The 10,233-nt window shown below is 64.8% G+C and carries 10 protein-coding genes; 4 read left to right on the plus strand and 6 right to left on the minus strand.

The features are described from left to right. Positions 1–248: 248 nt before the first annotated feature. Positions 249–1,631 (minus strand): N-acetylmuramoyl-L-alanine amidase, encoded by a 1,383-nt coding sequence (locus tag C9J87_RS11730; RefSeq protein ID WP_157953182.1) that lies wholly within the window; start codon positions 1,629–1,631, stop codon positions 249–251. A gap of 553 nt (positions 1,632–2,184) precedes the next feature. On the opposite strand from C9J87_RS11730, the gene C9J87_RS11735 reads away from it, so the two are divergent. The 3 genes from C9J87_RS11735 to murJ all read left to right on the plus strand — a co-directional run bounded on the left by C9J87_RS11735 (position 2,185) and on the right by murJ (position 5,441). Continuing rightward, positions 2,185–2,619 carry a BlaI/MecI/CopY family transcriptional regulator gene (locus C9J87_RS11735; RefSeq protein ID WP_051204135.1) on the plus strand — a complete coding sequence of 145 codons (435 nt, stop codon included), beginning with the start codon at positions 2,185–2,187 and terminating at the stop codon, positions 2,617–2,619. After that, a complete protein-coding gene (locus tag C9J87_RS11740) occupies positions 2,616–3,563 on the plus strand; it encodes a M56 family metallopeptidase (protein ID WP_051204134.1) in 948 nt (315 codons plus the stop codon). Before C9J87_RS11735 ends, C9J87_RS11740 begins: the two co-directional genes overlap by 4 nt. 165 nt (positions 3,564–3,728) lie before the next feature. Further along, on the plus strand, positions 3,729–5,441 hold the full coding sequence (gene murJ / locus C9J87_RS11745) for a murein biosynthesis integral membrane protein MurJ (RefSeq protein ID WP_051204133.1): 1,713 nt from the start codon (positions 3,729–3,731) through the stop codon (positions 5,439–5,441). Positions 5,442–5,519: 78 nt separating this feature from the next. On the opposite strand, the gene C9J87_RS11750 is transcribed toward murJ, so the two are convergent. Both C9J87_RS11750 and C9J87_RS11755 read right to left on the minus strand, forming a co-directional pair. Continuing rightward, entirely contained in the window at positions 5,520–6,248 is a 729-nt protein-coding gene (locus tag C9J87_RS11750) for a M15 family metallopeptidase (protein ID WP_232211584.1), read from the minus strand. A 52-nt stretch (positions 6,249–6,300) separates the two neighbouring features. After that, the gene (locus C9J87_RS11755) at positions 6,301–6,924 is read right to left on the minus strand and encodes a GNAT family N-acetyltransferase (protein ID WP_051204131.1); all 624 of its coding nucleotides are present in this window, start codon (positions 6,922–6,924) and stop codon (positions 6,301–6,303) included. A gap of 652 nt (positions 6,925–7,576) precedes the next feature. On the opposite strand from C9J87_RS11755, the gene C9J87_RS20555 reads away from it, so the two are divergent. Next, on the plus strand, positions 7,577–8,068 hold the full coding sequence (locus C9J87_RS20555) for a M23 family metallopeptidase (protein WP_010832273.1): 492 nt from the start codon (positions 7,577–7,579) through the stop codon (positions 8,066–8,068). A gap of 57 nt (positions 8,069–8,125) precedes the next feature. Here C9J87_RS20555 and C9J87_RS11765 read toward each other — a convergent pair whose 3' ends face one another. From C9J87_RS11765 to C9J87_RS11775, 3 genes are read right to left on the minus strand one after another with little or no spacing between them, the layout of a single operon-like run. Continuing rightward, positions 8,126–8,953, minus strand: coding sequence for a F510_1955 family glycosylhydrolase (locus tag C9J87_RS11765; protein WP_198016957.1), 828 nt, complete (start codon positions 8,951–8,953; stop codon positions 8,126–8,128). Positions 8,954–9,012: 59 nt separating this feature from the next. Beyond that, positions 9,013–9,564 (minus strand): DUF2269 domain-containing protein, encoded by a 552-nt coding sequence (locus C9J87_RS11770; protein ID WP_107705605.1) that lies wholly within the window; start codon positions 9,562–9,564, stop codon positions 9,013–9,015. Next, a complete protein-coding gene (locus tag C9J87_RS11775) occupies positions 9,561–9,788 on the minus strand; it encodes a hypothetical protein (RefSeq protein ID WP_036490395.1) in 228 nt (75 codons plus the stop codon). Before C9J87_RS11775 ends, C9J87_RS11770 begins: the two co-directional genes overlap by 4 nt. Positions 9,789–10,233: the final 445 nt, after the last annotated feature.

Raw genomic sequence — 10,233 nt, forward strand, 5'->3', positions numbered from 1 at the left:
ATGGCAAGTCTTCATGTCGGGCCGTCCGAATGCCTACGGCTGGTGAACTAGATGGCAAGACGGTTCCTTGCACTCGGAAATACTAAGTCGCATAGTACAGACGGGTGAAGCTTGCCGATCGCCCTGGCGTACCGCAGGCGTCCTGCTCGTGCGCACTTCCGTACAACAAGCCGACCCGGTCTCGAAGCTCCCAAGCGCCGAACACGGGCACAGTCGACCAACCCAGCGCGCGCCGGGTGATGCTCCACTCATGCGATTCTGAGCGTGGTGTTGCGTGTGGCTTCCGTGAAAATGTCGTCGCCGGCGTACACGACCCCTACCGCATAGGTGCCGGCGCGCAGGCGCCGGCGCCCACCGAACTTGGCCACCACTACGCCATCAAGCAGCGCGAACTTCGTGGTGCGCTTGCCAAGGGTCACCGCCACGACGCCGGTCGGCACCACTGGCGCGCCTGGCGGACCCGCAAGTTTAACGCGAATCTTGGCGATGCCCTTCTGGTTGTTGCTGGCGATCACGCGGAGCGTCGGTGCCGCGATCGTCGGTCCCGTTGCGGACGGCGTCTGTACGACCGGGCTCAGCCCCGCGCGGTTCAACGTGACCAGGCATGACAGCACGGCGCCAACATCCTGCGGCGTGACGGGATAGCTCTGGACGCTGGCTCCAACAATGGGTTGTCCTGCCCTCAACCACTGGTAGGTGACTGAGACGTCGCTAGGAGTGAAGCGTCCTGGGCTCGCGGACAGCGTGTTGCCCACACGGGGCTCACCAGTGACGGAGGCCGCTTCCTCGACGACGATGATTGGCGCCGGCGTACCTGCCGCTACGAGCTCCTGCGTACGGCGCCTCACCTCCGGTAGCGCTTCATATAGGTAGCGTCCAGGACAGGCCGTGTCGTTGGTGTCTCGGTGACCGTCAATGACTGGCAGGGCAACGTCCTGGCCACGAGCGAACTTGTCGCTGCCTTCGGACTCGACGCGAATCGACCCGACAGGATCACGCTCGAAAGGGGCGACCTTCCACGCGGCGATGGCCGCGATGGCCCCCAGCATGGCGCTGCTGGGCCGCTGGGTGTCGTAATTGCCAATCGCTGAGATGCCAGTGGACTCGGCATTGAAGCCGAGGGTATGGCTACCGCGCACAAGACGTCCGGCCCCACCCGCGCGACCGACCCAGCAGCGGCCGAAGCGGTCGACGAGGAAGTTGTAGCCGATGTCAGACCAGCCGAGGCTTTTCGTGTGATAGGCGTACATGCCCCGCAGCAGTGCTGGGACATCTTCTCGCGCATAGCTGTTGGAGTTCACGGTGTGATGGACGTGTACCTGCTTGATCGTGTGGATGTAGGCCGGATCGGTGTCTCGAAGCGACTCGTCGGCACCCCAGGCGCGTCGGCCGATCAGTCGAGGGCGTGCCGCGCCCAACGCGGCAGATTGGCGAGCGCGCGGCTCCAGCAAGCCGGTTCCAGATGAGCCCACTGACGTATCTCCCGGCCTGCGCTCGGGGTACAGAAGTACGAGGGTGAGGCCCGCTGGGCGGCGGCCCTGCACGCGTATCTGTACCCCGTCCGCCCGCCCGATCCAGGTCACGTCGGTGCCCGCGAGGCCCGACTTTTCGACTGAACCTGCGTCGGCCACATCGTGGAGCGTCGTAACCGATAGCCAGGACCCCCAGCCCGCAGCGGTGCGGGATCGGATATGCAGACGTGGGGCCGTCTGTCCGGCGTCCCAGAGGAACGCGACCATCGAGTGGGTGGATGTGGGGAGTCGCTGCGTCTCCCAGCGCTGTGGACCAAGTGGAAGGAGGTGCCTCTCATCCAATGGCAGGTGCAACGACTGCACGTCCGACCCGGCGTGCGTGGACAGCATCAAGGCGCCGGCCGACCCATCGTCGCCTGCTGGCGCGAGGCTCCGTCTCGTCACAGCCGCCACCGCGGTGAGACCCGCGCTGCCGGCGGCGATCTTCAACAGCGCGCGACGCCCGGTTGGCTTCTCAGTCACATCTTTAACACCAGTCACACTGGCATGCTATCCGAAGCGACTATGTAGGATAGTAGATCCCGGGTCGGTGAGTCTGGCGCCGCGGGCATGAACTCGTTGCCAGCAGTACAAGTGCGGCAGGGCTGGTGACCGTAGGCTTCGCTGCATACGTCAGCATTTCGGCTGGCTTGCCCGGTCGAATCCGGATGACATGTTCGTAGAGAAGGGGGCCGCCATCGTGAGCCACTTGGGTCAACTAGAAGCGGCGGTCATGGAGTGCCTGTGGGCGCACGATGAGGCCATGCCGGTGCGCGAGGTGCTCACTGAGCTCAACGGTAGTCGCGAACTTGCGTACACCACGGTCATGACGGTGTTGGACAACCTGCACCGCAAGGGAATGGTCGCCCGAAGCAAGGCTGGTCGCGCATGGGTGTACATCCCGGTGGGCTCTCGCTCCAGCTACACCGCCGAGTTGATGGAGGAGGCGTTGGCCGGCAATCCAGATCGGGGCGCGGCGTTGTTGCACTTCGTCGAGAAGCTACCGGCTGACGAACTGATGCAACTGCGTCAGCTCCTGGACCCCACCGGCCCGGACCCCAGTGTCACCAGTAAGTCGCCTGCGTCGGAGACGGCTCGGCAACTATGACGACAACGCTGGGACTGTTGCTCTTCGGGGTGGGGCTCGGCGTGCTGGGGCCCCGTCGCCTGGAACGGTCGAGCTGGCTCACGCGGTCGCCTCTGCTGGGCATCCTTGCTTGGCTGACGCTGTCGTTGACGGTTTTCGTGTCCTTCGTGTGGGCGGGCGTGACAGTTGCCGCTCATGCGATGCCCGATGGCGGGTGGCTCGGCAGTGCGGTTCACGCGTGCTCGGTGCTGTTGTCGGAAGAAGGGGTCTGGAAGCAGAGCCCGGTGATTCCAGCCTTGGGTGCCGCCCTGTCTTTTGGTGCCGTGGGCGCACTCTTTGGCGCCGTACAGATTGCTCGCCGTCGCGAGCGATCTCAGTTGCGGCGCAAGAGAGACCTCTTGGAGGTCGTGTGCGCACCTCACTCGGAGCCGGACGTGATGGTGCTGGAGCACCACGTGCCTTCCGTGTTTTGTCTTCCCGGGGGCCGAGGAGCCAGCGTTGTCGTCAGTCGAGGGGCTTTGGATTGCCTCTCGGAGTCTCAGCTGCAGCAGGTTCTCGCCCATGAGCGGGCGCACCTCGCCTCGCGCCATCACTTGATCTTGCGGTGGGCGGACGCGTTTGCGGTGGTCCTGCGGGGGCGTCTCGGCTCAGCCCAGGCACGGATCCGTATTGCGGAACTTGTAGAAATGCACGCCGATGATGCCGCCGGCCGGCACAACAGGAGAGACCTCGCCGAGGCAGTGATCGCGCTTGCCGGCGGAGCTCACCCCACCGGCGCCCTCGGCGCGGGCGGGTCAGCGTTGTCTCGCGTGCGCCGCCTCACTGCACCGGTCAAACCGATCTCACAAGTTGCCCGCGGAGGCATCCTGCTGTCCCTGTTGACGATGGTCCTGGCGCCCGGGATCATCGCGCTGACACCGGGCCTCTCCGCCATTTTCGTGGATGCTTGTCCGTTCTTCTTCTAACCCGCAGGACCACAAACGAACTTGCCTCACCAGAGATCGCGGGCGCAGGTCTCCACGGTCAGAGCATCTCCGTGTGCGTTGCGCGGCCACACACCGACGGATGGCGCGCGGTGGGGTTGGGCAGTTGGTTTGTGTTCCGTGGCCCATTGCGTGAGGCTGCGCGGCATGCCTAGTGGCCGTCGGACGCCCCCGGTCCCGGCCGTCGAGCAGGACCGTTTCGTTGCCTCGAGTGCCCTCATGGCGGCCGGCACCCTGTTCTCGCGCATCAGCGGTTTCGTCAGGGCGTTCCTGCTGGCGGCAGCGCTCGGGAACCTGTTGAGCGGCGACCTGTTCTCCATCGCGAACACCATCCCCAACATGTTGTACATCCTGCTGGCCGGGGGCATCTTCAACGCAGTTCTCGTCCCCCAACTGGTACGAGCGACAAAGACGGATGCCGACGGTGGCGAGGCCTTCACCAACCGGGTGATCACCCTGGCGGCGCTGTTCCTCGGCACCATCACTCTCTTATTGGTGGTCGCCGCACCTTGGGTGATGGGCGTGTTCCTAGATCCCGTCTTCGACGACCCGCAGCTCGCGACCCAGCGTGCCTCGGTCGTCGACTTCGCTCGATACTGTCTGCCACAGGTGTTCTTCTACGGCATGTTCGTGTTGGTCGGGCAGATCCTCAACGCCCACGGTCGTTTCGGGCCGATGATGTGGGCGCCGATTGCCAACAATGCCGTCTCGGTGTTGGTGCTTGCGGCGTACCTGCTCGTGTACGGACCTGCGCGCGGCGATGAACGGTGCCAGGGCTTCGAGCCAGGGCAGGAACTGTTGCTGGGGCTTGGGTCCACTCTGGGCATCGTGGTCCAGTGCCTCATCCTGCTCCCCTATTTGAGGCGCGCTGGAATCCGCTATCGGCCCCAGTTCGACTTCCGCGACTCAGGGTTGGGTCATACTCTTCGACTCGGGACGTGGACGATCCTGGTGGTGGCCGTCAACCAGATTGCCTACACAGTCGTGGTTCGTCTCGCCTCCGGCGGTACCGCTCAGTCAGCCACCGACGGATGCGGCGTCGGCATGACGGCGGAGGGCACGGGCTACACCGTCTACTCCACGGCGTTCCTGATCGTGATGGTGCCGCACTCGATCGTGACAGTGTCTATCGCGACAGCGGTTCTGCCCCGGTTGTCTAGGCTCGCGGCCGACCGGAACCTTCCTGATCTGGCCATCTCCGTGGCCGGGACCTTACGGGCGTCCTTGACGCTGATCGTGCCTTTCGCCTTCCTGATTCCCGTCATCGCCGCCGACGTCGCTAACGCTATCTCGTTCGGGGCCGCCCGATCGACCTCCGAAAACTACGGGCCGACGATCGCCCTCTTCGGACCGGGAATCCTGTTCTTCACCGTTCACTACTTGATGCTGCGGGGCTTCTTCGCCCTCGAGCGCACCCAGACGGTCTTCTGGGTGCAGTGCATCATCGCCGGCGTGAACGTCGCGGCCGCCATGGCTCTGGTTGGCGTCACAGAGGCTCGACTGACGGCCCCCTCGCTGGCGGCGGCGTACGGCGCCTCCTACGCCGTGGGTTCCGCACTGTCCTACTTGATATTGCGACGCGCTCTCGGCGGGCTGGACACCCGCCGACTCCTCGCATTCTTGGCCAGGATGCTGGTGCCAACAGTCGGCGCGACCGGTATGGCCTACCTGCTCGCGCACGTCCTTCACGCCACCGTGGAAGAGCCCACTCAACTGACTGCGGCTCTATGGGTGGCCGCAGTAGCGACCGCAGACGGGATCGTTTTTCTCGGCCTCGCCTGGCTGCTCCGGGTAGCCGAAATCACCCAGGTCGGCACGTTCGTCGTACGCCGCCTGCATGCCGCGGCCAGACACGGCTAGCTGGGACGCAGTCCGTCACGAGTGAGCCGTCGCGATGACGTGCCCGAGGGAACACGTAGCCGCACCGGTGCACAGGGGTCAGGAACCAGGCTGAGTGTACGGCGTCGAGGGATAACCGGTGTCGAAGTGCATGTAATCCGGGACAGGGATGTTCTGCCAGATCCAACCCTCGTCGATGAAGGTCTGCCAAACCACGTCACGGCGAAGGATCTTGCCCGGGCCGGGTGTGCGCGGTGCGTTCTCAGGTCCTGGTGACCAGCATTTGCAGCGTAGGTCCATCCATGGGTTCTCGCGTGGGTTGATGTCGATCGCGCGCCCGTTGGCGTGCGGGGACTCGAGCACGGGGGCGTTGATCTGGTCCGGGCGGCGGCAGTTGTATGCAGAGGTGTTGTCGGCTTGGAGGCTGCGCAGGGTGTCGCCGCCGTACTTCTCCACCCCTCGCATTCGCCGTATCGGAAAGCCTTCTTCGTAGAGCCGCGTGAAGATGCGCGCAGCCGTCTCGGCCGTGTCCGCGTTGACCACCAGGTGACCCCGGCGAAGGACGCCCTCGAAGTCGACGTGGTCCACCTCGACCCGTCGGAGCTGGGAACGTTCGGTCACCGGGCAGCCCTCTCGCACCATGCCAGCCTGGACCATCGCGTCCCATTGACGCTGCGGAACTCGGCGGATGACCGCGTCCTGGGGCTGACGCGGCGTGGGTGCGCCGGTCGGGGTTTCGATGCTCGCAACCTCGGTTCGTGATGGGCGACTGTCGTCAGCTGGGATGCTGCACGAGGCGAACAACAGCGCCAGCAGGGTGACTGGCACCGCATGAACCACGATGTGGGAGCACCTTGCGAGACTCCTTTTGACCCTAGTCTCAAGCATCGTCGTGCAGCTCCAGGTCGTAAAGGCGGATCCACCGACCGTCGAACGTCTGGCGGCGGGCTTTCAGCAGCCATCCTTGACGGTCATAGAACGGTCCTGCGCCGTTCGCTCCGTCGAGCGTAGCCAGACTGACCCGATCAGCTCCGGTCGCCTTCGCTGCTTGTACGAAGTCAGTCACCAACGCGCGTCCGACCCCGGCCCCTCGCCTGTTCTCAACCGTCGCAACATGCGAAAGCACCGCGACCTTCTTGGGCCCTGCCTGCGACTCCGTCTGATGGTGGCCTCGACATCGTCGCTGGAACCAGAGACTGAGGCGACGCGCGAAGAGCCGATAGGCCAACCGGGGGTGGCGCAGCGTCCCAAGCAGGACGGTGCCGGCTAGCGGCACGACGTGTCGCTGTAGGAGTAGTTTCCGGTGCGCCCGTGTGTCGAGGATGCCAACGAGGAAGCCGCACGGCCGTCCTTCGCTCTCTGCGAGGGTGGCAACGCCGTATGGCGTGTCAAGAAACGTTGCGTAGTAGCGGCGCAAGAAAGGGCGGCCGAGACGGCCCATGACGTTCTCCGGGAAGCACTTGAGGTGCTCCTCAGTGACGAAGGGGATGTCCGCCTTCACCATGGGACGGAGCGTCGCGGCTGCTTGTACTCCGGGCGACCTGGGGCTGGGTGAGGCGGCGGATGACATGCGTCGACACTACTACGTTGCATAGTAGTTCCGTGGTTTTTCCAGCGACGCGCGCCGGCCAAGGCAAGCAGAACCGCCGCGACCCGCCCCGTTGGCACTCAGACAGCCAGTGAACTATGGTGCATAGTAGTTGCCGGGCGGGTGCCCGGCTTCCCCTATCCGGGCACCCGCCGCTTCAAGACGTACGCGGCAGTCGTGCCCACAGAGCACACAAGGCCAATGCATGAGTCGACACAGCAGCAGGGCAGCGCCTGCACAGCCCAACTACGAGGGTGCGGGGAAGCGACGCGCTGTAAAGCCGGGCCGCCATGACAAGGATTCTTTGTCCAAGCATCCGCGGAGGCTGCCCCCCGCCAACGCGTTGCTAGGCGCCCTTGCGCTCATCGGTGCGGCCGGTGGAGCACTGTCTGGCGACCTGGATACAGATCCCGTCCCCGTGCGCGCGGAGTTCGCCACCACCGGCGGGTCCGTTAGCGATGCGTGGTCCGATGACCGACGCCAACCCGTGGTGAGCCGCTCCGCGCCACGCACAGCGTCGCCGCTGACTTCCAGAGCCCTGATCGCCGTCAAACGCCGCGAAGCGACCATGCAGCAACTTGAAGTAGCAGCCGATCGACGAGAGCAGCAGATCCAGCAACTGCAGGCAGCCGCCGAGCAGCGACGACGTGAGCAGCTAGCGCGACAGTGGACGCTGCCAGTGTCCTCGTACCGACTCACGGGCCTCTTCGGTCAGAGCAGCTACCTGTGGAGCACCGTCCACACCGGTCTGGACTTTGCAGCCCCGGAAGGCACTCCCATCTACTCCGTCGGTGCGGGCACGGTGACCGAAGCTGGGTACGCCGGGTCGTACGGTTACAGGACGATCGTGACTCTCGCGGACGGCACCGAGATCTGGTACTGCCACCAGTCGAGCATTTCTGTCACAGTTGGCTCCGCGGTGAGCCGAGGTCAGGTCGTCGGACTCGTCGGAAGCACCGGGAACGTGACCGGCCCACACCTTCACCTCGAAGTGCGTCCCGAGGGCGGAGACCCCGTCGACCCCTACACGGCCTTGGTCCAACGCGGGGCCCAACCCTAAAAGCACAGGCGCCGCTGGCGTACTGCGACTGTCATCATGGGCCCCAATGCCTGTCAGTCACATCCTGTGGCGAACGACGATTTTCCAGGTCTTTCCATCGTCGGTTGACTCGTACACGCCGGTGCTGGTGGCCGCGTGCCAACGACCATCGACAACATCGAGCGCTTCGGCCGGGCCGTCGACCTCACCGACTTTCGTCCAGTCGACGCCATCGGTGCTCGCCATGACTGCGCCGTCAGGTGCGATTCCGACGAGTGGTCCGTCCGGCTGCCAGTCGATCGCTGTGAGAACCGGTGCTGCCGTCACTGGTTGAGGGGCTGAACCGTTGGTGGAGGTAATCAAGAGCCCGCGGTCGGTAGTGGCGTACACGACGTCGGGGGTCTTGGGCTCCGCGGCGAGGTCGTACAACGGTTGCTGCGTGATCGTTCTCCAGTCCGTTCGGTTGTCCGTCATGACCAAGGCGCCTGCTGTCGAGTCGTAGGCGTAGATCCGGTCCCCCACTGCTTCGATGGCGTGCAGGTCGGCATCGCCGAGGAGGGACACTGGCTCCCACGTCTGGGCTGCGTCGGTGGACTCGATGAGGCCGAGGCTGGTCGGGAGGTCCTCCTCTTCCAAGTCTGGATGGCCGGAGCCGAGGAAGTGGCTGGGTCCGACAACGGCGAAGCCCATCGTGTCTTGCCACCGGTCAGCCACACGCTCGCTGGTCCCGTCGTCGCTCACCCGGAAGACACCGACATGCGAAGCCACATAAAGAGTTCCGTCGCCAGGGTCGACGCCGAGTCCGTGAATGTGCCCGAGCGCCAGGCCGGCATCTTGAGGAACGTCTCGGCGCCCGATCGTTGGAGTCTCCTCAACCGGGTCACTGCAGGCGGACACAAGGGCCACCGCCGAGAGTGCTGCCAAGCAAGCCGCAGTACGTCGCAGTGGGGCGCTTCGGAACATGTTCATGTCGTTGACCCGGCGCTCTGTGCCAGACGCGCCAGGCCGGCCTCGTGCCGGTATCGTTGCCCGCGCCGCGTCAGGCCCGCTGGTTTGTACATCGCCAACGCCGTCGTGATGAGCAACAACAGCAGGGCACCGCCCGAGTGCAGAACTACGGACGACCCTCGCAGGAGGGAGAGCTCTGCAGCTCCAAGCGCGTCGCGTCCCGCGACGTCAGCGAAGACAGCCAAGGTCTGCGTATACAAAAGCAACACCGCAGTCGCGATACCAGTGAGGGCGAGCTTCACGATCACCCAGTAGTGACGCGACAGGCCCCACGAGGAGACCAGTGACTGAGTGATGCCAGTGACCAGAGAGGCCAGAGCAAGAGGAACAAGCACGGTCCAGGAAGCCGCGTCCATCGCGAGGTAGACGGCGCTGAGCAGGGCGACGTCATCGCTTGTCACCGCTGTCAGGCCGAGACCGAGGTACATGAGAACGGCTCCGAGCCAACCGACTGAGGACACCACGTGCACGGTCAGACCCGCCTTGCGCGCGAGGGGGGTCGCGCTCATGGTTGGGAAACGGCCAACACGTGCACGTCGGGCGAGAGACCGTGCGACATGTGTCTTCCGGGCCCGTGTTCACCGCTACCGAGAAGCAGCCCGGCCAGCAGCACGATCACCAGTACGACGGCGCCCACAACGAACCACTTCACCCAGCCCGGCATGCCGGTGTAGGCCGGCAGTTCATTGACGGACGAGACGGAGCTGGGGTGCCCCTGCTGATCCTCGCTCATGATTGCTTCTCTCAGGGCTTGCAGGTAGGACGGATTGGACCGTTACTAGGCAGCGTAGTGGGGCTTTCCCAAGCCACAGACGATGCGTTGCCGTGATTGGTCGCCCAGCTCTCTGGGCCACGGCGCCACTACACATCCTTTCCGGCGAACCCCGCCCTCAGCGGTTGCCCTGCCGTCTCGTCGGACCCATTGGCAAGAGTCGTGCGGGATCCCCGGATCACGTCACGCAGCATCTGCCACCTGGGCGGCGCCGCACGCTTCAGGGAACCTTCACCATTCGCAACACCCGACCTCCATTTTCAAAGCTCACGCTGGTCATAACAGCCCCGGACAGACGGGCGCTGGTGATTGGGTCTGCCCCAGGTTTGGTTGACACTCGGGGTGGGTGGTTCTCAGGCCGCGTCTGCGGCTGCGTAGATCATCTCAAACTCGACCGGGGTGAGCT

The organism is Nocardioides allogilvus, assembly GCF_003047285.1.
Lineage (GTDB): Bacteria > Actinomycetota > Actinomycetes > Propionibacteriales > Nocardioidaceae > Nocardioides > Nocardioides allogilvus.

Excerpts from the sequence above, each read along its gene's own strand:
- C9J87_RS20555 (WP_010832273.1), top strand. The coding sequence starts at position 7,577 with ATGCAGCAACTTGAAGTAGCAGCCGATCGACGAGAGCAGCAGATCCAG.
- C9J87_RS11740 (WP_051204134.1), top strand. The coding sequence starts at position 2,616 with ATGACGACAACGCTGGGACTGTTGCTCTTCGGGGTGGGGCTCGGCGTG.
- C9J87_RS11775 (WP_036490395.1), bottom strand. The coding sequence starts at position 9,788 with ATGAGCGAGGATCAGCAGGGGCACCCCAGCTCCGTCTCGTCCGTCAAT.
- C9J87_RS11735 (WP_051204135.1), top strand. The coding sequence starts at position 2,185 with ATGTTCGTAGAGAAGGGGGCCGCCATCGTGAGCCACTTGGGTCAACTA.
- C9J87_RS11770 (WP_107705605.1), bottom strand. The coding sequence starts at position 9,564 with ATGAGCGCGACCCCCCTCGCGCGCAAGGCGGGTCTGACCGTGCACGTG.
- C9J87_RS11755 (WP_051204131.1), bottom strand. The coding sequence starts at position 6,924 with ATGGTGAAGGCGGACATCCCCTTCGTCACTGAGGAGCACCTCAAGTGC.
- murJ (WP_051204133.1), top strand. The coding sequence starts at position 3,729 with ATGCCTAGTGGCCGTCGGACGCCCCCGGTCCCGGCCGTCGAGCAGGAC.